The organism is Yokenella regensburgei (assembly GCF_003634235.1).
In the GTDB taxonomy this organism is placed as follows: Bacteria; Pseudomonadota; Gammaproteobacteria; order Enterobacterales; family Enterobacteriaceae; genus Yokenella; species Yokenella regensburgei.
Map to the genome: position 1 here is coordinate 1006767 of NZ_RBIZ01000003.1, position 25107 is coordinate 1031873.

The following is a 25107-nucleotide window of genomic DNA, read 5'->3' on the forward strand; positions in this document are numbered from 1 at the left end:
TACCTGGGTGGCTGGCGGGGGATGTTTATTTTGTCAGAATCAGTTTTCCGGCATTGGTCTGGCGTAGCAGATACTCCTGACCACCGTGTTCAATGATGACGCGACCTTCCTGACCCAGCAGCGTGGCGCTACTGACCCGTCTGTCCGTGGGAGACGGATAAGGTGTATTATCTTTTTGTTTATCCAGGATAGCCGTGTTGTCCATATGCGCCATAGCATTTAAAAATAACAATCAATGTAACAATGATAATCATTATCAATAAACGACATGATAGCAGCAAGTGTTATTTGTAAAAATAATGTGACTGGATCAAATTTTGTGCTGAAGAGGGGGAAATCCCCACCGCAAAGCGATGGGGTGGAAGTTTTACAGACGAGTGGCAACGGCGCTTGCCAGTTTTTCCAGCAGGATTTCGCTGTCTTCCCAGCTCAGGCACGGATCGGTGATGGATTGGCCATATGTCAGCGGCTGACCAGCCACCATTTTTTGTGTTCCTTCACGCAGGAAGCTTTCTGCCATAATCCCGGCAATGGCCGTTGAGCCGTTGCGGATCTGCTCGCAGATGTCATCGCACACGTCCAACTGACGGCGGTGCTGCTTCTGGCAGTTACCGTGGCTGAAGTCGACAACCAGCTGCTCCGGCAGAGCGAACTCACGCAGTGTGTCACAGGCGGCGGCGATATCTTCAGCATGATAGTTCGGTTTTTTACCACCGCGCATAATGATATGCCCGTAGGGATTGCCGCTGGTCTGGTAGATGGTCATCTGACCGTCTTTGTCCGGTGACAGGAACATGTGGCTGGTGCGGGAAGCGCGAATCGCATCCACCGCGATACGGGTGTTGCCGTCGGTGCCGTTCTTAAAGCCTACCGGGCAGGAGAGCGCGGAGGCCATTTCGCGGTGGATCTGGCTTTCAGTGGTCCGCGCGCCGATAGCGCCCCAGCTGATGAGATCGGCGATAAACTGCCCGGTCACCATATCGAGAAACTCGGTTGCCGTCGGCACGCCAAGCTCGTTAACCTGCAGCAGCAGCTTGCGCGCCATCTCGATACCGTGGTTAACGCGATAGCTGCCGTTGAGATCCGGATCGGAGATTAAGCCTTTCCAGCCCACCACGGTACGCGGCTTTTCAAAATAGGTGCGCATCACGATTTCGAGCTGTCCGGCATACTTTTCACGCATCGTCTGCAGACGGCGCGCGTAGTCCATCGCCGCATCCAGATCGTGGATCGAGCAGGGACCAATCACCACCAGCAGGCGGCGGTCGTCACCGTTGAGGATTTTTTCAATGCGACGGCGGGCATCCGTCACGTGCCCGGCAACGGTAGGGGTCACCGGGTATTGCTGCGCAAGACTCGCGGGGGTGACCAGACTGTCTATCCGCGCGGTACGCAATTCATCGGTTTTGTTCATTGGGTGTCTCAGAAATTTGTTGCTTCATCGGCAAAATACCGGAAGTGATGCGCATCACGATAAACCAATCCTGGCTGAATTCAACCCCTGGCCGTAATGTGCACTCGATCACGGTATGCATCATACACAATGAATTTGCAATGTACTAGTGTGTTAGTACATTCTGCGACTGAGTCCCATCAAATCCATAATCTTGGTGGCGATCTCTTCTACCGAATAGTTGGTACTGTTAAGGAACGGAATCTGATTTTTACGGTACAGCGCCTCGACCTCCGCCACTTCCATTCGACACTGACGCATTGAGGCGTAGCGGCTGTTTTCCCGGCGCTCTTCGCGAATAGCAGCCAGTCGCTCAGGATTAATCGTTAAGCCAAAAAGCTTATGCTGAAGCGGTTTGAGTGCGGCAGGCAGAACCAGATTGTCCATATCGTCGGCAATAAAGGGGTAGTTGGCGGCACGAATACCAAACTGCAGTGCCAGATAGAGGCTGGTCGGGGTTTTCCCGCAGCGGGAGACGCCGAGCAGAATGACCTGCGCCTGGTCGAGGTTACGCAACGAAATACCGTCATCATGCGCCAGGGTGTAGTCGATTGCGGCAATACGGGCGTCGTATTTGGTGAGGTTGCCTGGCGTCAGTCCGTGGGTACGGTGCGCGACCGGCGTCGGGTCGAGTTTCAGTTCCTGCTGTAACGGAGCCACCAGCGCCTGAACGATATCCTGGCAAAACCCTTCACTTTGCAGAATGATCTCGCGGATCTCCGGGATAACGATGGAGTAGAACACCAGTGGGCGAATGCCGGTTTGCTGGTAAATGGCGTCAATCTGGTCTTTGACCACTCTGGCGCGGCTCTCGCTCTCGACAAACGGCAGGGTGATGCTGTTGATAGCCACAGGAAACTGCGACATCACCGCGTGCCCGAGCACCTCAGCGGTGATGGCTGTACCATCAGAAATATAAAATACATGCCTGTCTACAGCATTTTCCATTTTGACCATCCGGTTTAATCGACTTAATTGTCTGAAAGCATAAATTAATTTTAATCGTCGCGCAGCGCTGTTTGTCTCATTTAAATAATGAAACACTATTTTTATTTTTACTGAAAAGAGTGTTTCATTTTTCAAAATGTTGTCTATATACCATCCGTTTTTGTGGGATTGCTGATGAATCAGTAGGTTAGCGTGAATGGGAAACAGTCTTAAAAATGAATTTTTTATTTTGCTTGAACGATTCACCGTTTTTGTCAGCGCCGCAAATATGCGAGGATAATTCGCGTCGCCAGTACAAACTGGCACCCGTTCTTAATTCATAAAAGGATTGTTTCGATGTCCAACAATGGCTCGTCACCGCTGGTGCTTTGGTACAACCAACTCGGCATGAATGATGTAGACAGAGTTGGGGGCAAAAATGCCTCCCTGGGTGAAATGATTACAAACTTGTCCGATCTGGGCGTTTCGGTGCCTAACGGATTCGCCACCACGGCTGATGCTTTTAATCAGTTCCTCGACCAAAGTGGGGTTAACCAGCGCATTTATGAACTGCTGGATAACACCGACATTGATGACGTCACTGAGCTTGCGAAAGCAGGCGCTCAAATCCGCCAATGGATAATCGACACTCCGTTCCAGCCTGAGCTGGAAGAGGCGATCCGCGGCGCGTACCAGCAGCTTTCTGCCGATAACGCGCAGGCCTCGTTTGCCGTTCGTTCTTCCGCTACGGCTGAAGATATGCCGGACGCATCCTTTGCCGGGCAACAAGAAACCTTCCTCAACGTGCAGGGCTATGATGCCGTGCTGGTGGCGGTGAAGCACGTCTTCGCCTCCCTGTTTAACGACCGCGCGATCTCCTACCGCGTGCATCAGGGTTACGATCACCGCGGCGTGGCGCTGTCCGCTGGCGTACAGCTGATGGTGCGCTCCGATCTCGCCTCCTCCGGCGTGATGTTCTCTATCGATACCGAATCTGGCTTCGATCAGGTGGTATTTATCACTTCTGCCTGGGGTCTGGGCGAGATGGTGGTGCAGGGCGCGGTGAACCCGGATGAGTTCTACGTGCATAAACCGACGCTGGCTGCGGGTCGCCCGTCGATTGTGCGCCGCACCATGGGTTCGAAAAAAATCCGTATGGTCTATGCGCCGACCCAGGAGCATGGCAAGCAGGTGCGTATTGAAGATGTACCGCAGTCACAGTGCGATGTGTTCTCGTTGACCAACGACGAGGTGCAGGAGCTGGCTAAACAAGCGGTGCAGATTGAGAAACACTACGGTCGTCCAATGGACATCGAGTGGGCGAAAGATGGTCATACCGGTAAACTGTTTATCGTCCAGGCGCGTCCGGAAACCGTGCGTTCCCGTGGCCAGGTGATGGAGCGTTATACGCTGCATGCGCAGGGCAAAATTGTTGCAGAGGGCCGCGCCATCGGTCATCGCATTGGTGCGGGTGAAGTGAAGGTGATTCACGACATCAGCGAAATGAACCGTATTCAGCCGGGTGACGTGCTGGTGACCGACATGACCGACCCGGACTGGGAACCGATCATGAAAAAAGCGGCCGCTATCGTGACCAACCGCGGCGGTCGTACCTGCCACGCCGCGATCATCGCTCGTGAGCTGGGGATCCCGGCGGTGGTGGGCTGTGGTGACGCTACCGAACGCATGAAAGATGGCCAGAAAGTTACCGTTTCCTGTGCCGAAGGTGACACGGGTTACGTGTATGCCGATCTGCTCGACTTCAGCGTCAAGAGCTCAAGCGTTGATACCATGCCTGACCTGCCGCTCAAGATAATGATGAACGTCGGTAACCCGGATCGCGCGTTCGACTTCGCCTGTCTGCCGAACGAAGGCGTAGGCCTGGCGCGTCTCGAATTCATCATCAACCGCATGATTGGCGTTCACCCGCGCGCGCTGCTGGAGTTCGATGACCAGGAGCCGAAGCTGCAGAACGAAATCCGCGAGATGATGAAAGGGTACGACTCACCGCGTGAATTTTACGTGGGTCGTCTGACCGAAGGGATCGCCACGCTCGGCGCCGCTTTCTATCCGAAGCGCGTGATTGTGCGTCTGTCTGACTTCAAATCTAACGAATATGCCAACCTGGTGGGCGGCGATCGTTACGAGCCGGACGAAGAAAACCCGATGCTGGGCTTCCGTGGTGCCGGACGCTATGTGTCCGACAGCTTCCGCGACTGTTTCGCCCTCGAATGTGATGCGGTAAAACGCGTGCGTAACGAAATGGGCCTCACCAACGTTGAGATTATGATCCCGTTCGTGCGTACCGTTGACCAGGCGAAAGCGGTAGTGGATGAGCTGGCGCGTCAGGGGCTTAAGCGCGGTGAGAATGGCCTGAAAGTCATCATGATGTGCGAGATCCCGTCCAACGCCCTGTTGGCCGAACAGTTCCTCGAGCATTTCGATGGTTTCTCTATCGGCTCTAACGACATGACTCAGCTGACTCTCGGCCTCGACCGTGACTCTGGCGTCGTGTCTGAACTGTTCGACGAACGTAACGAGGCGGTGAAAGCGCTGCTGTCTATGTCGATCAAAGCCGCGAAGAAACAGGGTAAATACGTCGGGATTTGTGGTCAGGGCCCATCCGACCACGAAGACTTCGCTGCCTGGCTGATGGAAGAAGGGATCGACAGTCTGTCCCTGAACCCGGATACCGTGGTGCAGACCTGGCTCAGCCTTGCTGAACTGAACAAATAGTTCTGATTTACCAATGAAAAATCCCCGGTCGAAAGGCTGGGGATTTTTTTATGCCTGCCGTCCGGGCAAAAAAAAAGCCCAACGTGGGAGTTGGGCAAAGACTACACACAGCAATTCGTTGTTTCACTCAGGGGATTTCCATGATTTATAAATCAAGGTGTTGATTTATAACCGTGACCTAATAGTAGGCACTGTGAATTTTTGCGTCGATCAGATTCGTCTCAATCGTTAACGAGAGGTAAAGAATTTGCGAAGTAAATGCGGGGTGGGAGGAACATATGGCGAGGATTGCCCTCGCCATTGATTAGTATCGCTTAAGTTCTGGCGCTTTCATCGTTGTTGCGTTGAAGGGCTTCAAGCTCAGCCAGTACCTGGTCCGGGTCGGCTGGCGGTGGGGGAACTTCATGCACCCAGGCATCGAAAAGACGCCAGGTGACAGCCAGCAGAACCGGGCCGATGAACAGGCCAATCATGCCGAAGGCGAAGAGGCCACCGATAACCCCGGAGAGGATCAGAATAAGCGGCAGGTCGGCACCCATGCGGATAAGCAACGGGCGAATTACGTTATCCATTGTGCCGACCACGCAGCTCCACACCAGCAGCACGGTACCCCAGGTGGTATCCCCGGTGTAGTAAAGCCAGATGATAGAAGGAACCAGGACCAGCAGTGGCCCAAGCTGAACCAGACAGGTGAAGATCATGACTACCGTAAGCAGAGTCGCGTAAGGCACGCCGGAGATAGCCAGCCCGATCCCGCCGGTGACGGCCTGCACCAGTGCGGTCACGACCACACCCAGCGCGACGGCGCGGACGGCCTGGCCGGCCAGCAGCACAGCAGCATCGCCGCGACGGCCTGCCAGACGCGTGGCGAAATGGCGGATCCCGTAGGCGACTTTTTCCCCCTGCCAGTACAGCAGTGCGCTGAAGAGCAGCATCAGGCCGCAGTGCAGCAGCAGACGGCCGATATGCGCCGCCTGGCCGACAAACCAGGTGGTGGTGGCACCCAGATAAGGTTTTATTTTTGCCATCAGCGCCGTACCGCCCATGTCGAGCAGACTGTGCCAGCCGGAATAGAGCTTAGCGCCAACCAGAGGTACGCTGTTGAGCCAGGCGAAATCTGGTAATGCGATGCTACCGCTGGTGATGCTATGAATCAGCGGGCCGCCGCTGTCTACCAGACTATTGACCAGCAGGCCAATGGGGATCACAAACAGCAGGAACAGCAGAATCGTCATTGCCAGTACGGCAAGCGCCCGGCGACCAAACAGCAAGCGCTGCAAACGCAGCAACACCGGCCAGGTAGCAATAACGATGGTACCCGCCCAGGCGAAGCCCAGCACAAACGGCTGAATTACCCACAGGCAGGCGGTAATGATGAGGGCTAAAAACAGCACCGACAGCAGTATTTGCGGTATATCCCTGGGCTGACGAAGATTAACCATAAACGTAATTTTCCTTTTTAATACACAACAGCAGATCTGATAATGATATCAGTCATTTCAGCGAAATGATTCTGCCTGCAAATCCGCTAAGCACATAAGAAAAAAATGTGATACAACGATCTGGTCGTACGCAAACGATAACAGACTAACAACACAACTATTATCAGGCAGGGTCAAGCGTCATGATCCCACAGATTTCTCAGGCGCCGGGTGTCGTTCAACTGGTGCTGACTTTTTTGCAGGAACTGGAGCAACAAGGATTCACCGGCGATACCGCCACCGGCTATGCCGACAGACTCACCATGGCGACCGACAACAGCATTTATCAGCTGTTACCGGATGCTGTCGTCTTCCCGCGTTCTACTGCGGATGTCGCTCTGCTGGCAAGGCTCGCCTCCGAGGAGCGCTTCGCGTCGCTGGTGTTCACACCACGCGGTGGCGGTACGGGTACCAACGGTCAGGCGCTGAACCAGGGCATTGTCGTCGATCTCTCACGCCACATGAACCGTATCATCGAAATCAACCCGGAAGAGGGATGGGTGCGGGTTGAGGCTGGGGTGATTAAAGACCAGCTTAACCAGTATCTTAAACCTTTCGGCTATTTCTTCGCTCCCGAGCTCTCTACCAGTAACCGCGCCACTCTGGGAGGAATGATCAATACCGACGCCTCCGGGCAGGGCTCGCTGGTGTATGGCAAAACCTCCGATCACGTGCTTGGCGTGCGGGCGGTGCTGCTCGGTGGTGACATTCTCGATACCCAGCCGATGCCGGTTCAGCTTGCTGAGATGCTCGGCAAAGAACAGTCTGCGATAGGTCGTATCTACCAGACGGTGTACCAGAGCTGCCGGGAAAACCGCCAGCTGATTATCGATAAGTTCCCCAAACTCAACCGCTTCCTGACCGGCTACGATCTTCGCCACGTCTTCAATGACGCGATGAACGAGTTCGATTTAACCCGCGTTCTGACAGGCTCCGAAGGGACCCTGGCCTTTATCACCGAAGCCCGGCTCGACATCACCCGCTTGCCAAAAGTACGTCGGCTGGTGAACGTCAAGTACGACTCCTTCGATTCAGCCTTGCGTAATGCACCATTTATGGTGGAAGCAAAAGCGCTGTCGGTAGAGACGGTGGATTCCACGGTGCTCAACCTGGCGCGAGAAGATATCGTCTGGCATTCGGTGAGTGAACTGATTACCGACGTCACCGACAAACAAATGCTCGGTTTAAATATCGTCGAATTTGCTGGTGACGATGCCGCGCTGATTGAGTCCCGGATGGAAGCGCTCTGCGCGCGTCTTGACACGCTGATGGCAAACGGCGAGGGCGGTGTTATCGGCTGGCAAATATGCGGCGATCTGGAAGGTATTGAGCGCATTTATGCGATGCGTAAAAAGGCGGTTGGTCTGCTCGGCAACGCGAAGGGGGCTGCCAAGCCGATTCCGTTTGCCGAAGATACCTGCGTGCCGCCGGAGCATCTCGCCGACTATATCGTCGAATTCCGCGCGCTGCTCGATAGCTACGGCCTGAACTACGGCATGTTTGGTCACGTCGATGCCGGGGTGCTGCACGTGCGTCCGGCCCTCGATATGTGCGATCCGCAGCAGGAGATCCTGATGAAAAAGATCTCCGATCAGGTGGTGGCACTGACGGCAAAATATGGTGGTCTGCTGTGGGGCGAGCATGGAAAAGGTTTTCGCGCAGAGTACAGCCCGGCGTTCTTTGGCGAGACGCTGTACGGCGAATTGCGCAAGGTGAAAGCGGCGTTCGACCCGCATAACCGCCTGAATCCAGGAAAAATTTGCCCACCAGCGGGCGTTGATGCGCCGATGATGAAGGTGGATGCGGTCAAGCGCGGAACGCTCGACAGGCAGATCCCGATTGCGGTGCGCGCCTCATGGCGAGGCGCGATGGAGTGTAATGGCAACGGGCTCTGTTTTAACTTTGATGCCCGTAGCCCGATGTGCCCGTCGATGAAAATTTCCAGCAACCGCATTCATTCCCCGAAGGGACGCGCGACGCTGGTGCGCGAGTGGCTACGCCTGCTTGCTGACAGGGGCGTGGATCCGCTGGTACTGGAAAAAGCACTGCCGACCAAAGGTGCGAGCCTGCGCGGATTGATTGAGCGTACGCGTAACAGCTGGCATGCGCGCAAGGGGGAGTATGACTTCTCGCACGAGGTGAAAGAGGCGATGTCGGGCTGTCTTGCCTGTAAAGCGTGTTCAACCCAGTGTCCGATTAAAATTGATGTTCCTGATTTCCGCTCGCGTTTCCTGCAGCTTTATCACACCCGCTATCTGCGCCCGCTGCGCGACCACGTTGTCGCAACGGTCGAAAGCTACGCACCGTTGATGGCGCGCGCGCCTAAAACGTTCAACTTCTTTATCAGCCAGCCGTGGGTAAAAAGCCTGTCGGCGAAGCACATTGGGATGATTGATTTGCCTCTGCTGTCAGCACCTTCCCTCCATGAGCAGCTGGCTGGGCATCGTTCCGCCAACATGACGCTGGAGCAACTGGAAGCGCTAAGCGGCGAGCAGAAAGCGAAAACGGTGCTGGTGGTGCAGGATCCGTTCACCAGCTACTACGATGCGCAGGTGGTGGCCGATTTCGTGCGTCTGGTGGAGAAGGTCGGTTATCAGCCGGTGGTGCTGCCATTCTCACCAAACGGAAAAGCCCAGCATATTAAAGGCTTCCTTAGACGCTTTGCGAAAACGGCGAAGAAAACGGCAGATTTCCTTAATCGCATTGCTGAACTGGGTATGCCAATGGTGGGCGTGGATCCGGCACTGGTGCTCTGTTATCGCGATGAGTACAAACAGACCCTCGGCGCAGCAAGGGGGGATTTTCAGGTGATGCTGGTGCACGAATGGCTACCCCGGGCGCTGGAAACGGTAACGCCGGCCGCTGCCGGTGGCGAAGCGTGGTATCTCTTCGGTCACTGTACGGAGGTGACGGCGCTACCGGCGGCACCTGCGCAGTGGGCCTCTATCTTTGCACGCTTTGGCGCGAAGCTTGAGAGCGTCAGCGTCGGCTGCTGCGGCATGGCGGGCACCTACGGGCACGAGGTGAAAAACCACGAAAACTCGCTTGGGATCTACGCTTTGTCATGGCAACAGGCAATCCAAAAATTACCACGAAACCGTTGTCTGGCTACCGGCTATTCCTGCCGTAGCCAGGTGAAACGTATTGAAGGGAATGGCGTTCGCCACCCGTTGCAGGCACTACTGGAGATAATAGGATGATCTGGAAACGCAGCGCTACGCTCGATCAGCTGAATGCGATGGGCGCCAATAATATGGTCGGTCTACTCGATATTCAGTTTGATGTATTCACAGATGAGTCACTGGAGGCCACCATGCCGGTCGATAGCCGCACCCATCAGCCGTTTGGTTTGCTGCACGGCGGTGCGTCGGTGGTGCTGGCGGAAACCCTGGGTTCGGTGGCGGGCTATCTGTGTACCGAGGGCTCGCAAAAGGTGGTAGGTGTTGAGGTGAACGCTAACCACATTCGTTCGGTGCGCAGCGGGCGTGTGCGTGGGGTGTGTACCGCGCTACATGCCGGTAGCCGCCATCAGGTGTGGCAGATTGAAATCTTCGATGAAGAAGGGCGGTTGACCTGCTCATCAAGGCTGACCACGGCGGTGGTGTAATGCCATGACGCCTCTGCACGACGGTGGAGAGGCGTTAGTTTCAAGCAACGCGAGGTGAACTGGCACGAAACAGCGCGACGGTGCCCACAACGTTTATTTCAACATCCGTGAAACAGGTCGATAAAGCTTCATGCAGCGTATTTTCACAATCCAGTTGGTTTGAAAAAATGCCTTTCTTGTTATAAACCGCCATTAGCTTACGCCCAAAGGCGTTATGCGATACCCCTTTTCCAAGAATGGTAGCCCCACTCAATTGACCATCTGGCTTTAAAGCCATAGCGGCGTGCTTGATGACCACCTGTTTGTCAGTCATGGTTCCTGGCAGGCAGTGCAGGAGATAAAACAGTGAGACTGAATCGAACTGCTGCTGCCACTCGGCCGGGAACGGCTGATAGATATCGTGGGCAAGGCTTTTGTTTACTCGCTCAGTTCCGACGCGGCGTGCCGCAACCTGCAAACTATTGTGGTTCAGATCGGCAAGCGCCAGCTGGCAATTCTCGGGCAGGTGGGTGAGGTAATAGCCGGTACCGACACCAATATCCAGATGACTGTAGCCAGTGTGCTTCACAAAGTGGGGCAGCAGGTTGGCCGAGGTCGGGCATCGCCAGGCATACTGATTAGATACGGACAGTACCCACCAGTCATAAAGTTTAAGCGTGAAAGGGGTATAGACGGCAGCGCCTGCACTCGTTGCTTTTTTCATAGTTCCATCTTGTCATTATTCCGGGATGAAATTAAAGCAAGTCATGCAGGCAAAGGCAACAATAAAAAACCGGTAAACGCTTTTGATATCCTTACTTTTGAATCAGATAGCGAATAGTCGGCCCATCCTGCTGGATATCCAGTACCGTGTAACCGTGGTTTTTGGCGTCCAGCGGGATGTTGTTAATCGACTGCGGACAGTCGCTGACGACTTCAAGGATCTCGCCTTTTTTCAACTGTGGCATGGCTTCAAGCGTGGCAACTGCGGGATAAGGACAAGGCTCACCCACCATGTCGAGGCGGTAATCCGGAGTATACGTTTTCATGCAGCGTCCTCAATAACGGCTGGAGAAACCCGGCGACGGAAAAAGCGTTTTTCCCAGCCGATGATTAACAGTAGGGCAATGAACAGTAATAAATAGGTCACCAGCAGACCGCCTAATGGACCAAAGGTATTCAGCAGATTTACTTTATCCCAGCTGGTGGCGAGTGCCGGGGAGAGGTCGTCCCAGAAATAAGCAAGAATGGTCGAACCAATAACGTTCCCAAGGCCGACCCACCAGTAGTGCACCTGGCCTTCCACCGCGCGATACATCCAGCCGGTTTCACAACCACCGGCAAGGACAATCCCGAAACCAAACAGCAGGCCACCAATGACGGCATTTGGACCAGCCCACATGATTTTGGCCTCGACACCCAGTTGCACATAGCTGAAGATCCCGATAGCGCTGGCTGCCATGCCGAAGATAATCGCTTTTGCCATATGGGTGCGTCCGGTGATCCACAGATCGCGAAACGCCGAGGTAAAACAGATCTGCGCACGTTCAATCAGCAGCCCGAACCCAACCCCAAACAGCATCGCCAGGCCCAGCTTTGGCTGGTTCATTGCGGTCAGAAGCGCCCAGCCAATCATACCGGCAAACACCAGCATTCCCAGACGAAAACGACGGCGCGCCTGGTCTGGCTTCTGGGTGAGCGGCGAGGCAGCAGAAACCTTCTGCATTTTTACCGGGATACGGAACAGTGGTAGCAGGGTAAAACGTGCACCAAACCAGGAGCCGATGGCCGTGGCTACGGCAAAAAACCACGCATGCAAGGAGAACTGCGGAATGCCGGTAAAGAAAGCGGCCAGGTTACAACCCATTGCCAGACGAGCACCAAAACCAGCAATAATCCCTCCGGCAATGGCCTGAGCGATGCGTATGCGGCTACGTGGCATGCGCAACTTAACGTTATTAGCCCACAGCGCTGCCGCAAAACAACCGCCGAACATGCCAATAATCATCATCCCGTCGATGCGGGTGAGCGGTGTTCCTTCAAGATGGATGAGTTTGTAGTAACCCCAGTTTTCCGCATGAATGCCCGCCAGCTGTAATAACTGCCCGCCCCAGCGGGTAAATTCGCCGGTGACAGCCCAGAAAGTGCCGGTAATGCCGAAATAATAGGTAGAGAGAATGCCTGCTGCGATCACCGCTGGAATGGGTGCCCAAAATTTAATAAGCCAGGCCTGTTTGAAGTCTTGCCAGGTCATGAGAAGTGCCTCTGAACTCAGAAGGTGGTTTGTGGAGTAAAGTATTGTAATCCTATTATTTTTTTCTTTCTCCAGAATTTCTTCAAAACTGCTGGCCAAATTACGCCGAGAGAGTTGGTGCGAAGGCATACGCGCTCATTCTCTTGACTGAGTCACAGTCAGACAAAAACAGTAAAAAAGCAGTATTGAGTTTATACTTACTATGAAGTAGCAGCGTAGGGCGATTCATCGCAGCACGTTTCAGAATGAGGTGACTTATGCCGAACCCATTCGATGCCGTTATGTTCATCCTGCTGATACTCGGTGCACTGAGAGACCTGGGATTGTTACATTTCTGATGTGCAGTGAGTCCGGCGGGTAGACCGGTGAGGAATACTGTTAGCCACTATTCCTCATAAGAGTGATTGCGCTTCATATTTACGTGTCCAGTCAGATTTTCATCTTCAAAAGTTCCGCCGGGTCTGAAGGTTTCAGAACGCTACACCTATGGTTTGAAATCAAAATGGGCATTTTTGAATACCTGATAGGTTTCTTCATCGGGGGCGGCGGGGAATTGCGTATGCGTTATTGTGGATATTAACATCCGACAAAACTTTTCGTCGCCTGCCTCTGCGGTGGCATTATTCACTAAGCCATCGCGCTGTAGCGATATACGGATGGTACAGACCTTTCCTACATATGCTTCTGCCGAAGGTATTTTTTTCACCATAACGCTGCGGATCTGAGCGGCGTATGCGGAAATTTTTGCCTGCTTTGTCGGCTTTGGTTCTGACTGAAGATCGCGTAAAAGATCGTCAACATTTGTTGATTTCACGCTGCCTGGTATAGCTTCGGGATCCGTCTTAGCTGGATAATGACTACAGGAAATCAGCAGTAATAGGAGAGTGAGGAAATTTATTTTAAGTGGTATGTTGAATGTCATGATGCTTCCCTGTCTGTTAAAATTCACCCCATCATAGATGCAGACCACCGTGCTCGTAAAGCGAGGGGCCAAAGCGAACAACAGCTCTTATTTAGATAGTAAGCAATGTCCCAGGCATGTTTTACAACAGTGGTGACTATTGTTCACCCGAGAATGAAAAAAACTTCTGCAATAACTGTCTGATTAGTGTTCCTGGTCGCCGGGACCACTCCCAAAAATCTTAGTATAATGGATAAACGATAACATTTTCACCTCAAGAAATAGGCAAACTGTCTGGGACTTATGGCGTTTTACTTCGCATATCCACCGACATTTTCCAGAAGTATTAAAATGATATAATTTCAAATGAAAGTAAATATAAATTAAACAAAGCGTGCTTATTATCCTGGCTTAAATGGGCAGGGCTTTTATTTATGTCAGCATAATAATCTTAAATATTGATGTGATTTTGGTGTTTTAAACTGCTTTTGGTTGTTTTTTTAGCGCTCAGGGTTGTCACCGATCTTTCTGTTCATTTATTTATATTGCTTTCAGTTGATTAGAGAAAATGGTGGCTTACCACTTTATGATTAGTGAAAGGCAATGTCGTTTCATTTATCTTGGTGAAAACAATGAATGAAGGATTACAAGCCTTCACTTGGAATCTGTATTCCACCCGCACCCGTGTGCGGGAATTTTTCGTACGTGAGCAGTAATTCTATTCTCTCCGAGAACGCGCAATGCATAATAAAAATATTATTTACTTATTGATAATGGTATTCATCGCTTCATGTGTCATTTTTCTTTATGCGTCAACAAATCATACGTGACAAGAGTACTGTTTGTGGTAATAGACACCATTAAATTAGAATATATATACAAGGGTAATTAAATGATAGTGAAAGCTGTTATTGTTGTATTGGCATTACTAACCGTCTACTTCTTTTTGATTGCAGCTATAGATTATGTCGATAAGGACCAATGCCTGGATAAAGGGGGGGCATATACTACAGACAAAAAATGCACCACCTTAGTACGGTTAAAGATATCTTCGATAAACGCGTGAACAAGCGCTAAACACCCAGATCTGGTAGGGTTTACGTTCACTCTTTATTCAACAAAGTAAGAAATGCACGGAAAAACTGGCGGCTTTCGCGCATTGACCTCATGTTGTCATTTTCATGTGCTACGCTTTGAAACGGTAAATGAACTACCGAATGAAAAGAGGGTACGACGAACATGGGTATTATTTCCTGGATTGTTTTTGGGCTTATTGCGGGGATTCTGGCGAAGTGGATTATGCCAGGAAAAGATGGCGGTGGTTTCTTCGTTACAGTGATCCTCGGGATCGTAGGTGCGGTTGTCGGTGGCTGGATTAGCACACTGTTTGGCTTCGGCAAAGTGGATGGTTTCAATATCGGTAGCTTTGTGGTTGCGATCATCGGTGCGCTGGTCGTGCTGTTCGCCTACAGAAAAATTAAAAGCTAAGTACTGCGCTAAGCTCATTTCTCAAAGCTGCCTGCGGGCAGCTTTTACACGCGTAATTGCGGTATCAACTCTTGTTACACTCCCTCCTTTTTCTCCACACACTCTTTAAGTTTGTTTTAAAGTCATGACGTTTGCTGTCTGATGTTCATTAATACTCTTTCGTATCTACTCTGCAACAACAACGATAAGGATCCCAGATATGAAACGACTGACTATTGCGTTACCCATTATTTTTAGCGCCTTGTTCTCCTCAGCGTTATTTGCCGCCCCGCTGCCAAAACTCATCGACAGCAGTTCAGCAAACAGTCAGGTGTCGATTGGCAGCGTTTCAGTGAGCGGAGTTCGCGGAAGCTCTGACGATGCGGTGCATAAACTGCAGCAAAAAGCCGAACAGCTTGGCGGCTCGCAGCTGCACATTGTGGCACTGAATACGCCTGGTGATTCCAGCCTGTGGATGGGGAATGCCGAAGTTTACCGCTAATAACATCTTGCAAGCCTGGTCCGTTGCTGTTTTCATCCGGTAACGGATCTGCTTGTTTCGTTTCGAATAAGCAAATTCTGCTCATTTCTGTTCAGAGAAGGCACAATTAAGAGGAATTTACTTTTTTATTCTGAGTCGGTTGTCCGCGGAAGGTAGTTAGTGTTATGCGGGATCCCGAACCAGTAAACAGGTAAATTCTTATGACTCAGCAAAGTGCCATTATTCCGCTTCTTCGTCAGGAAGAAGGCGTTCGCTATACTCCTTATCTCGATAGCCTCGGTTATCCAACTACCGGGGTTGGTTTCAAGCTTGGCCCGCAGGGGGCTTCAATTAAAAATTACACCTTCAGGTTAAGCGATACGACCATCGACGCCTGGCTTTCCGACACCGTCAGTGGCGTGCAGGCCGGGATGCGGAAAAACAGTGAAATCAGCATTGCGTTAGCTCATTGCAACCAGCCGCGGCAGGATATTCTGACCTCAATGGCCTATCAGATGGGCGTTGCGGGGCTGAGTGGTTTCCATCAGATGTTGGCTGCAATTAGCGCGGAGGAGTGGGACGAGGCCGTCGCCCAAATGCTGAACAGCAGCTGGGCAAAACAGACTCCCTCTCGCGCCCAGCGCCAGTCCGCCGTGCTGAAATCAGGTCTGTGGCAACCCACATACAGTTTCTGATTTTATATTCTACTGCTGGGTGGTGGAAATACGCCCTATTGGCAGTGTAAACAAGAGGTTTTGAAGGAGGGCGGTGAAAAATTTCTCGAGGGTGAGAGTTTTAACTCCAGCATAAAATGCTGTTAGAGGATGTATCTATTGCATGGTGCAAACAGGGATGAAGCGGTATTTTTGCTCATAGTGTCCTGGCAATAAAAGCCTGCTTACGCAGGCTTTACGTCGTTACCGATTAACGCTTGCTGTCGGGCGTTTTTTTCAACGGAACCCAGGTGCTCCCTGGTTTTGAGGTGGGCGGTGCTGTCTTGTTGTCTGCAATAGTGGCGAAGTTATCTTTCTTGCCGCCACGAGGGCCTTGCTCCTGGTAAATACCGCCATCTTTCCCGGAGTTGTCGCCTGGTTTCAGTGCCATATAATACCTCTCAATAAACACCACATTTTTTGTGGTGTTAACTTTATATTGTATTATTAGTCCGAAAACAAACTTATATTATTATGTATTGATTGTGTGGATTGATAACTGACAATATATTTGCATGGTTTATTTAATAGATGGTGAGATTACTCATGGTGCTATTGTTTCAGTGAGATGTTGTGATTGATAGCGGAAACGATGGTGATGCTAACAAGATGCGCCTTAATGAAGTTAAGGCGCTTATCAAGAGATTTATTGTATGATTAAATCAGACGGTACAATTTGTTCATGGTGCACCAGCGGTGTTTATAATCAGCGGTTGGGCGCCCAAAGCTAAATCTTAGTTTTTTACAAGTGTCGGTGGCAGTATTCTGTGCGCTCATGATATTCGTCCATAGTGAGATAGTTCCAATGGGGTGCCAATCCAGTTCCATAGCACGACCGGAGTTTACATAATCAAAATACACGGTAGTGTTGTCGCTTTGGCTGGCAATAAGTTGAGTAGCGCAAGGGGAACCATTGTATTCAAGCACGTTTCCAACAAATATGTTTGGTATGGAGTTGAAAATATCAAGTACAACACTTTTGTTAATGTGACTTCCTCGGCGCATAAAATACAATTCATCAAAAATATCGACATATTCTTCTCGGGAGTACTCCGAGATGCTTTTAATAGTCCCTCCTGCTTCAATAAATTTCCTTAGCTCTCGCTTTCTGGTTTGTCGCGTTTTTGATGATGGTTGTTTAACGATGCATACCCTTCGCTTTGCATTGAACAGGTGGCTTTTGTTGATGATTCTCTGCGTGTTTGCGCCTGAAAGGTGTTTGGTTTTAAATGGTAAGTAAACAACCTCTTCGCTAATGGGTAATATTATCTCATCGAAATTTAGAGGGTAAATTTTTAGGCCATACTTCATTACTGCCTTTGGTTCACCTGCTATGTATTTATTATTCCAGACGCAGATTGCACCATCAATATCACCAGCGTTATTTCTGTGGGCGTAGTAGGATTCATTCAGAGTGAACCGGTTATGAAGAAAAGCCAAAACATTTGGATTGCTGATAATATTTCCTCCAAATTTATTAAATGTAATATCGTAATCCTGACTATCTATCTCATGCCAACCAAAAAAGTTCTTTATAATATTCATAAGTTAAAGTGTTATGTGTTTAGAATATATTGGCGAGCTAAATGTTTTTACCGCTTGTTATCACACTTAGATAAAAACGTCCTGAGCATCTATAAACCAATGAATAACAACGAATGCCAGTCGACAAGTAACCCGATTGGGAGCCACATGTGTCAAATCCTTGTGTTGTATATTATTACGGTATGGGTAATTGACTTTTCTATCAAATAAATAAGAACGATCAATTTTTCTTAATCGATCGTTTATAACGATCAATCTTTGATTATTAGTGCGTTTTTCTGATTCTAATGAATGATTGTTAGCCATCAGATTCAATGGAAAAATAGAACATCTCTCACAGTGTGAATAATCAGAACACTTTGCAATCCAGAATCAACTCCGTTGGCTGGCTATTATCCTGATTCCGCCAAGCGACTTTTCCGCTTACCCTCCTTCGTTTTTATAGTAATGAAAGAGGGCTGGTCTGAGACGAGTTTGGGGGGCATATTGGGGGCATATTGGGGCTTGGGGGCGCATTTTGGGGCGAAAAAATGTCCAATATTGCCCGCTATTGTCCGGTGAGCGATTTACATAACCCCATGATCTCTCTATAACTTCCTGATTTTTGGCATTTTGAGGGATCTATCAGACAAATAGGTATTTTCAATACATTTTTATCACATCCTGGTTTTACGCCGATAACCTCCGCTAAAGTCATTATTTATCAATCTATTGAACAAAATTCGCCGGTCCTGTTAAGCCCTGTAACAGGGTCTATGCTTAATAAAAGCCACTGAAACAGCCCATTTGCCGGAAAGCCCCTGCTGGCAAGGGGTTGAAGTGATAATCATTATCACTACCATAGAGTCATGGCCCTGGTGGCTTCAACACATGAGGTGGACTATGGATGTACATTCAGGAACCTTCGATCCCAATGACTTTGCCTGGCAAGGACTCAGCCTGACGCCTGAGGCCGCGGCCCACGTCCGCGAGCTGGTGCAAAAAAATCCCGGCATGCTGGGCATGCGGCTCGGCGTGAAGCAGACCGGGTGCGCCGGTTTTGGCTACGTGCTGGATACGGTCAGTCAACCGAATGACGACGATCTGCTGTTCGAAACCGACGGCGCGAAGCTGTATGTATCGCTGAAAGCGATGCCGTTCATTGATGGTACCGTCGTGGATTATGTCCGCGAGGGGTTAAACCAGTTGTTTAAGTTCCATAACCCGAAAGCACAGCACGAATGTGGCTGTGGCGAAAGTTTTGGGGTGCAGGCGGAGTAATTATGTCTCGTAATACTGAAGCAACTGACGATGTCAAAAGCTGGACCGGCGGTCCACTGAATTATAAAGAAGGGTTCTTTACCCAGCTTAAAACCGACGAGCTGGCCAAAGGCATTAACGAAGAGGTGGTGCGTGCTATCTCTGCAAAACGTAATGAGCCGGAGTGGATGCTCGAATTTCGCCTGAATGCGTTTCGTGCATGGCAGGAGATGGAGGAGCCGCACTGGCTGAAGGCGCATTATGACAAACTGAACTATCAGGATTACAGCTATTACTCGGCGCCATCGTGCGGTAACTGCGATGAAACCTGTGCCTCTGAGCCGGGCGCGGTACAGCAGACCGGAGCAAATACCTTTCTGACCAGTGAAGTCGAGGACGCATTCAATCAGCTGGGGGTTCCGGTCCGTGAAGGGCGAGAAGTGGCAGTCGATGCCATTTTTGACTCGGTGTCCGTCGCGACCACCTACCGTGAGAAACTGGCGGAGCAGGGGATCATCTTCTGTTCCTTCGGCGAAGCGATCCACGATCACCCTGAGCTTGTGAAAAAATATCTTGGCACCGTGGTGCCGGGGAACGACAACTTCTTTGCCGCACTCAACGCGGCGGTTGCTTCAGACGGCACGTTTATTTATGTGCCGAAGGGCGTGCGCTGCCCGATGGAGCTCTCAACCTATTTTCGCATCAACGCTGAGAAAACCGGCCAGTTCGAACGCACGATTCTGGTGGCGGACGAAGGCAGCTATGTGAGCTATATCGAAGGCTGCTCCGCCCCGGTGCGCGACAGCTACCAGCTGCACGCGGCGGTGGTGGAAGTCATCATCCATCGCGATGCGGAGGTGAAATACTCCACGGTGCAGAACTGGTTCCCGGGCGACAACAATACCGGCGGGATCCTCAACTTCGTCACCAAGCGTGCGCTGTGCGAAGGCGAGAACAGCAAAATGTCGTGGACCCAGTCGGAGACCGGCTCTGCCATTACCTGGAAATACCCGAGCTGCATCCTGCGCGGGGATAACTCGATTGGTGAGTTTTTCTCGGTGGCGCTGACTAGCGGGCATCAGCAGGCTGATACCGGTACCAAAATGATCCACATCGGCAAGAACACCCGATCGACCATTATCTCGAAAGGGATCTCCGCCGGGCACAGCCAGAACAGCTATCGCGGCTTAGTGAAAATCATGCCAACCGCGACCAACGCGCGCAACTTTACCCAGTGCGACTCCATGCTGATTGGCCCAGACTGCGGGGCGCATACTTTCCCCTACGTCGAGTGTCGCAACAACAGCGCACAGCTTGAGCACGAAGCCACCACGTCGCGGATCGGTGAAGATCAGCTGTTTTACTGCCTGCAGCGTGGGATCTCAGAAGATGATGCCATCTCGATGATCGTCAACGGCTTCTGTAAGGATGTCTTCTCAGAGCTGCCGCTGGAATTTGCCGTGGAAGCGCAGAAATTGCTGGCGATAAGCCTTGAACACAGCGTCGGTTAAGGATTAAGGGAACACTATGTTAAGTATTAAAAATTTGCAGGTTGCCGTTGAAGATAAAGAGATCCTGCGCGGGCTGAGTCTTGAGGTCCGCCCGGGTGAAGTGCACGCCATCATGGGGCCGAACGGCTCCGGGAAGAGTACGCTTTCAGCAACGCTTGCCGGGCGCGAAGATTATGAAGTGACCGGCGGAACGGTAGAGTTTCACGGTAAAGATTTACTTGAATTGTCACCGGAAGACCGGGCCGGTGAAGGGATCTTCATGGCTTTTCAGTATCCTGTGGAAATCCCAGGCGTCAGCAACCAGTTCTTCCTGCAAACGGCGCTTAACGCGGTGCGTCAGTATCGGGGCCTGGAGGCGCTCGATCGCTTCGATTTTCAGGATCTGATGGAAGATAAAATCAAACTGCTGAAAATGCCGGAAGATCTGCTGACCCGTTCGGTGAACGTGGGCTTCTCGGGCGGGGAGAAAAAGCGTAATGATATCCTGCAGATGGCGGTCCTGGAGCCTGAATTGTGCATTCTTGATGAATCCGATTCCGGGCTGGATATCGACGCGCTGAAGATTGTCGCCGACGGCGTAAACTCTCTGCGTGACGGCAAGCGGTCATTCATTATTGTGACCCACTACCAGCGTATTCTCGACTACATCAAACCCGACGTGGTCCACGTTCTGTATCAGGGGCGCATCGTGAAAAGCGGTGACTTTACTCTGGTTAAACAGCTGGAGGAGCAGGGCTATGGCTGGCTTACCGAACAGCAATAACGTGCTGCAACAATGGCATCACCTGTTTGAAGCTGCAGGTATCCCGCGTTCTGAACAGGCGCAGCAGCATTTGCAACAGTTGCTGCACCTGGGGCTGCCTGGGCGTAAACATGAAGACTGGAAATACACGCCGCTCGATGGGCTGCACAGCGGCAACTTCGTGACGCTGACGCCTGCGGTTGTTGATGCAGCGCTTCGCGATGCGCTGGCGTTGCCGATTGTTGCCACGCGGCTCGTGTTCGTCGACGGCGAATTTATACCGGCGTTGAGTGATGATCTGGCCGACAGTGGGTTTGCGGTCACGGTAAACGATGAGCGACAGTCTCTGCCGGATGCGGTACAGCCGGAAGTGTTTTTACACCTGACGGAAAGCCTGGCGACGACGGTCACGCATATTCGCGTAGCGCGCAACCAGCGGCCGGTAAAACCGCTGCTGCTGATGCACATCACCCAGGGGCTGGAAGGCGACGACATGCCGACGGTGCACTATCGTCACCATCTTGAACTGGCGCAGGGCGCAGAGGCGACGGTGCTGGAGCATTATGTCAGCCTGAACACCAGCCGCCACTTCACCGGTTCACGACTGACGATGCAGGTGGCGGATAACGCGCAGCTGCACCACCTCAAGCTCGCGTTTGAAAATCCGCAAAGTTACCACTTTGCCCATAACGATATTCTGTTGGGGCAGGATGCCGCCGCCTTCAGCAGCAGTTTCCTGCTCGGTAGCGGCGTACTGCGCCACAATACCAGCACCCGTCTGAGCGGTGAGAACAGCACCCTGAGGGTGAATAGCCTGGCAATGCCGGTGAAGAGTGAAGTGTGCGATACGCGCACCTGGCTTGAACACGGTAAAGGCTACTGCAACAGCCGTCAGCTGCATAAAACCATCGTCAGTGATAAAGGGCGGGCGGTGTTTAACGGCATTATTAACGTCGCGCCGCACGCGATTAAAACCGACGGACAGATGACCAACAACAATTTGCTGCTCGGCAGGCTGGCGGAAGCTGACAGCAAGCCGCAGCTGGAAATCTATGCCGACGACGTCAAATGCAGCCATGGGGCGACGGTTGGGCGTATCGACGACGAGCAACTGTTCTACCTGCGCTCGCGTGGGATTGACCAGCAGGCGGCGCAGCAGATGATTATCTACGCCTTTGCGGCTGAGCTGACCGAAGTGATTGACGATGAAGCCCTGAAACAGCAAGTGTTGGGCAGGATTGGCGAACGCCTGCCAGGAGGAAAATGATGACATTCTCGGTGGATAAGGTGCGGGCAGATTTTCCGGTACTTGCCCGGGAAGTCAACGGCCAGCCGCTGGCCTATCTCGATAGTGCCGCCAGCGCGCAGAAACCCGAGCAGGTGATTAGCGCAGAGGCCGAGTTTTACCGCCACGGATATGCAGCCGTGCACCGGGGGATCCACACCCTTAGTGCCGAAGCCACGACGCGCATGGAAGAAGTCCGCCAGCAGGCGGCCACGTTCCTGCACGCCGGTTCGGCGGAAGAAATTGTCTTTGTCCGGGGGACTACCGAAGGGATAAACCTGGTGGCGAACAGCTGGGGGGCCAGCAATGTAGGTGCGGGTGACAACATCATCATCAGCCAGATGGAGCATCACGCCAATATCGTGCCGTGGCAAATGCTCTGCGCGCGCATCGGGGCCGAGCTGCGGGTCATCCCGCTTACGCCGGACGGTACGCTACAGCCTGATGCGTTACAGGGGCTTCTGGATGAACGCACGAAGCTGGTGGCAATAACCCAGGTATCCAACGTGCTGGGCACCCAGAACCCGCTGCTGGAAATGATTGCTCTTGCTCACCAGCATGGGGCTAAAGTGCTGGTGGATGGCGCACAGGCGGTGATGCACCACCCGGTAGACGTGCAGCAGCTGGATTGCGATTTTTACGTCTTCTCCGGCCACAAACTGTATGGCCCGACCGGGATCGGTGTGCTGTATGCCAAAGAGGCTATTCTGCAGGAGATGCCGCCGTGGGAAGGTGGTGGTTCGATGATTGCCACGGTCAGCCTCACCGAAGGTACCACCTGGGCGAAAGCGCCGTGGCGCTTTGAGGCTGGTACGCCGAACACGAGCGGGATTATCGGGCTTGGCGCCGCGCTGACCTACGTAAGCGCGCTGGGGCTGGAGACGATTGCCGAATATGAACAAACCCTGATGCACTATGCGCTCGGTGAGCTGACCAGCGTTCCCGATCTGACGTTGTACGGCCCGGACGACAGGCTGGGAGTGATTGCCTTTAATCTCGGCAAACATCATGCCTTTGATGTTGGGAGCTTCCTCGATAACTACGGGATTGCGATCCGTACCGGACACCACTGCGCCATGCCGCTGATGGCATTCTATGGCGTACCGGCGATGTGCCGGGCGTCGCTTGCGATGTATAACACCTACGAAGAGGTGGACAGGCTGGTCGCAGGGCTCAAGCGTATCCACCGTTTACTGGGCTAGCAGGGAGACAAAATGGCTGTTTTACCCGACAGAGATAAGCTTCTGCGTAATTTTTTGCGCTGCACCAACTGGGAAGAAAAGTATCTCTATATGATTGAACTGGGGCAGCGCCTTGAGCCGCTGAGCCCGGCTGAACATAGCGCAGAGAATATTATTCAGGGCTGCCAGAGCCAGGTGTGGATTGTGATGGAGCAGGGAGAAGATGGCATCATGACCCTGCGCGGCGACAGCGATGCCGCGATAGTTAAAGGGCTTATCGCTATCGTGTTCATTCTTTATCATCAGATGACCGCAAAAGACATTGTCGCCTTTGACGTGCGCCCGTGGTTTGAAAAAATGTCCCTGACGCAGCATCTCACGCCCTCGCGTTCGCAGGGGCTCGAAGCAATGATCCGCGCAATTCGTACTAAAGCGGATTTTTACAGCTAAACTTATATCGCTATGCTCCTGTTTTGCGGGGTGGTTTTTCGCCCCGCGGGTCTTTCAGCTTTCTGGCCGCTTGCCAGTGAATACAGGAATCAAAACGATGATAAGAGCGTCTTTCAGTACACTAACACTTATAGGCGCCCTGAGCGCCTTCTCCTCTGCCTGGGCGCTGGATTACCCCTTGCCGCCTGCGGGCAGCCGTCTCATTGGACACAATCAAACCTACACCGTACAGGAGGGGGATAAAAACCTGCAGGCTATTGCCCGACGCTTTGATACCGGGGCGATGCTGATCCTCGAGGCCAACAACACGATTGCGCCCGTGCCTAAGGCGGGCACTACCGTCACCATTCCCACCCAGTTACTGTTACCGGATGCTCCACGCGAGGGGATTATCGTGAACCTTGCTGAACTGCGGCTCTATTACTTCCCGCCGGGTGAAAACATCGTTCAGGTGTTCCCGATCGGTATCGGCCTGCAGGGGCTGGAAACGCCGGTGATGGAGACGCGGGTCGGGCAAAAAATCCCGAATCCAACCTGGACGCCGACGCCGGGGATCCGCAAACGCTCGCTGGAGAAAGGGATAAACCTGCCCCCTGTGGTGCCAGCAGGGCCAAATAACCCCCTGGGACGCTTTGCACTGCGTCTGGCGCACGGCAATGGCGAATACCTCATCCATGGCACCAGCGCGCCGGACAGCGTCGGTCTGCGCGTTAGTTCGGGCTGCATCCGCATGAATGCCCCGGATATCCAGGCATTGTTTTCACAGGTGCGCACCGGAACGCCGGTGAGGGTGATTAATGAACCGGTGAAATACTCGGTTGAGCCTGACGGTAAACGCTATGTCGAAGTGCACCGTCCGTTGTCGCCGGAAGAGGAACAGAACGTGCAGACGATGCCGTATGTCCTTCCTGCCGGGTTTACCGCGTTTAAGGAGAGTAAAGCGGTAGATCATGCGCTGGTAGAAAAAGCGCTGTACCGTCGTGCCGGGTATCCGGTGGTGGTCTCCACGGAGCAGTCGCCGGTAGCCAGTAACGGCTCAGTTGAGTCAGCGCAGAATGTCTCGCCGGTGAATAGTGCTGAAGGACGCGCAATGCAGGAGTGAGGGGAGCGAGATTCGGGGCAAAAAAAATGGCGCACAATGTGCGCCATTCTATT

23 protein-coding genes and 1 other RNA gene are annotated in these 25107 nt (G+C 52.3%); 13 read left to right on the forward strand and 11 right to left on the reverse strand.

The annotated features are described in order from the left end of the window. Positions 1–25: 25 nt before the first annotated feature. The 3 genes from hemP to ppsR form a co-directional block, all read right to left on the reverse strand. Positions 26–205, reverse strand: a complete 180-nt coding sequence (gene hemP, locus C7387_RS05055; protein ID WP_081874674.1) for a hemin uptake protein HemP — start codon at positions 203–205, stop codon at positions 26–28. 162 nt (positions 206–367) lie between these two features. After that, positions 368–1414, reverse strand: coding sequence for a 3-deoxy-7-phosphoheptulonate synthase AroH (gene aroH, locus C7387_RS05060; protein ID WP_006820189.1), 1047 nt, complete (start codon positions 1412–1414; stop codon positions 368–370). 153 nt (positions 1415–1567) lie between these two features. Further along, positions 1568–2401 (reverse strand): posphoenolpyruvate synthetase regulatory kinase/phosphorylase PpsR, encoded by an 834-nt coding sequence (ppsR, locus tag C7387_RS05065; protein ID WP_038257179.1) that lies wholly within the window; start codon positions 2399–2401, stop codon positions 1568–1570. A gap of 336 nt (positions 2402–2737) precedes the next feature. Between ppsR and ppsA the strand changes: the two genes are divergently transcribed. Beyond that, positions 2738–5116 (forward strand): phosphoenolpyruvate synthase, encoded by a 2379-nt coding sequence (ppsA, locus tag C7387_RS05070; RefSeq protein ID WP_006820186.1) that lies wholly within the window; start codon positions 2738–2740, stop codon positions 5114–5116. Between the two features lie 66 nt (positions 5117–5182). Here the strand turns inward: ppsA and rprA are convergent. Together rprA and ydiK are read right to left on the reverse strand one after the other, a co-directional pair. Then, positions 5183–5291, reverse strand: an RNA gene (rprA, locus tag C7387_RS05075) — antisense sRNA RprA. A gap of 139 nt (positions 5292–5430) precedes the next feature. Continuing rightward, positions 5431–6558 (reverse strand): AI-2E family transporter YdiK, encoded by a 1128-nt coding sequence (gene ydiK / locus C7387_RS05080; protein ID WP_006820185.1) that lies wholly within the window; start codon positions 6556–6558, stop codon positions 5431–5433. 182 nt (positions 6559–6740) lie between these two features. Here ydiK and ydiJ point away from each other — a divergent pair, with 182 nt between their 5' ends. Together ydiJ and menI are read left to right on the forward strand one after the other, a co-directional pair. Next, a complete protein-coding gene (ydiJ, locus tag C7387_RS05085; protein ID WP_120816211.1) occupies positions 6741–9797 on the forward strand; it encodes a D-2-hydroxyglutarate dehydrogenase YdiJ in 3057 nt (1018 codons plus the stop codon). Further along, a complete protein-coding gene (gene menI / locus C7387_RS05090) occupies positions 9794–10204 on the forward strand; it encodes a 1,4-dihydroxy-2-naphthoyl-CoA hydrolase (protein ID WP_006820183.1) in 411 nt (136 codons plus the stop codon). Before ydiJ ends, menI begins: the two co-directional genes overlap by 4 nt. A gap of 40 nt (positions 10205–10244) precedes the next feature. Here menI and C7387_RS05095 read toward each other — a convergent pair whose 3' ends face one another. From C7387_RS05095 to tolA, 4 genes are all read right to left on the reverse strand, one after another. Then, positions 10245–10907: a class I SAM-dependent methyltransferase gene (locus tag C7387_RS05095; protein ID WP_120816212.1), complete on the reverse strand. Its 663-nt coding sequence runs from the start codon at positions 10905–10907 to the stop codon at positions 10245–10247. A 91-nt stretch (positions 10908–10998) separates the two neighbouring features. Beyond that, positions 10999–11232, reverse strand: a complete 234-nt coding sequence (yedF, locus tag C7387_RS05100) for a sulfurtransferase-like selenium metabolism protein YedF (RefSeq protein ID WP_006820181.1) — start codon at positions 11230–11232, stop codon at positions 10999–11001. Next, the gene (gene yedE, locus C7387_RS05105; protein WP_040903594.1) at positions 11229–12437 is read right to left on the reverse strand and encodes a selenium metabolism membrane protein YedE/FdhT; all 1209 of its coding nucleotides are present in this window, start codon (positions 12435–12437) and stop codon (positions 11229–11231) included. Before yedE ends, yedF begins: the two co-directional genes overlap by 4 nt. 484 nt (positions 12438–12921) lie before the next feature. After that, a complete protein-coding gene (gene tolA, locus C7387_RS05110) occupies positions 12922–13359 on the reverse strand; it encodes a cell envelope integrity protein TolA (RefSeq protein ID WP_120816213.1) in 438 nt (145 codons plus the stop codon). 1218 nt (positions 13360–14577) lie between these two features. Between tolA and C7387_RS05115 the strand changes: the two genes are divergently transcribed. The 3 genes from C7387_RS05115 (at position 14578) to C7387_RS05125 (ending at position 15981) form a co-directional block, all read left to right on the forward strand. Continuing rightward, positions 14578–14826: a GlsB/YeaQ/YmgE family stress response membrane protein gene (locus tag C7387_RS05115; RefSeq protein ID WP_006820176.1), complete on the forward strand. Its 249-nt coding sequence runs from the start codon at positions 14578–14580 to the stop codon at positions 14824–14826. A gap of 199 nt (positions 14827–15025) precedes the next feature. Beyond that, positions 15026–15307: a YdgH/BhsA/McbA family protein gene (locus C7387_RS05120; protein ID WP_120816214.1), complete on the forward strand. Its 282-nt coding sequence runs from the start codon at positions 15026–15028 to the stop codon at positions 15305–15307. A 200-nt stretch (positions 15308–15507) separates the two neighbouring features. Next, on the forward strand, positions 15508–15981 hold the full coding sequence (locus C7387_RS05125; RefSeq protein ID WP_120816215.1) for a glycoside hydrolase family protein: 474 nt from the start codon (positions 15508–15510) through the stop codon (positions 15979–15981). Positions 15982–16210: 229 nt separating this feature from the next. Here the strand turns inward: C7387_RS05125 and C7387_RS05130 are convergent, their stop codons facing one another. Together C7387_RS05130 and C7387_RS05135 are read right to left on the reverse strand one after the other, a co-directional pair. After that, entirely contained in the window at positions 16211–16390 is a 180-nt protein-coding gene (locus C7387_RS05130) for a hypothetical protein (protein ID WP_120816216.1), read from the reverse strand. Positions 16391–16656: 266 nt separating this feature from the next. Further along, the gene (locus C7387_RS05135; RefSeq protein ID WP_120816217.1) at positions 16657–17544 is read right to left on the reverse strand and encodes a GNAT family protein; all 888 of its coding nucleotides are present in this window, start codon (positions 17542–17544) and stop codon (positions 16657–16659) included. 882 nt (positions 17545–18426) lie between these two features. Here C7387_RS05135 and sufA point away from each other — a divergent pair. The 7 genes from sufA to ldtE all read left to right on the forward strand — a co-directional run bounded on the left by sufA (position 18427) and on the right by ldtE (position 25054). Continuing rightward, a complete protein-coding gene (gene sufA, locus C7387_RS05140) occupies positions 18427–18804 on the forward strand; it encodes a Fe-S cluster assembly scaffold SufA (RefSeq protein ID WP_038257214.1) in 378 nt (125 codons plus the stop codon). 2 nt (positions 18805–18806) lie between these two features. Continuing rightward, positions 18807–20294: a Fe-S cluster assembly protein SufB gene (sufB, locus tag C7387_RS05145; RefSeq protein WP_038257218.1), complete on the forward strand. Its 1488-nt coding sequence runs from the start codon at positions 18807–18809 to the stop codon at positions 20292–20294. A 16-nt stretch (positions 20295–20310) separates the two neighbouring features. Next, entirely contained in the window at positions 20311–21057 is a 747-nt protein-coding gene (sufC, locus tag C7387_RS05150) for a Fe-S cluster assembly ATPase SufC (RefSeq protein WP_038257221.1), read from the forward strand. Continuing rightward, positions 21032–22303, forward strand: coding sequence for a Fe-S cluster assembly protein SufD (gene sufD, locus C7387_RS05155; RefSeq protein WP_120816218.1), 1272 nt, complete (start codon positions 21032–21034; stop codon positions 22301–22303). The genes sufC and sufD overlap by 26 nt, the downstream gene beginning before the upstream one ends. Then, the gene (gene sufS / locus C7387_RS05160; protein WP_120816219.1) at positions 22303–23523 is read left to right on the forward strand and encodes a cysteine desulfurase SufS; all 1221 of its coding nucleotides are present in this window, start codon (positions 22303–22305) and stop codon (positions 23521–23523) included. Before sufD ends, sufS begins: the two co-directional genes overlap by 1 nt. Positions 23524–23535: 12 nt before the next feature. After that, complete coding sequence (gene sufE / locus C7387_RS05165) at positions 23536–23952, forward strand: cysteine desulfuration protein SufE (RefSeq protein ID WP_006820167.1); 417 nt, start codon at positions 23536–23538, stop codon at positions 23950–23952. Between the two features lie 97 nt (positions 23953–24049). Continuing rightward, complete coding sequence (ldtE, locus tag C7387_RS05170; protein ID WP_120816220.1) at positions 24050–25054, forward strand: L,D-transpeptidase LdtE; 1005 nt, start codon at positions 24050–24052, stop codon at positions 25052–25054. The last annotated feature ends 53 nt before the right edge of the window (positions 25055–25107 follow it).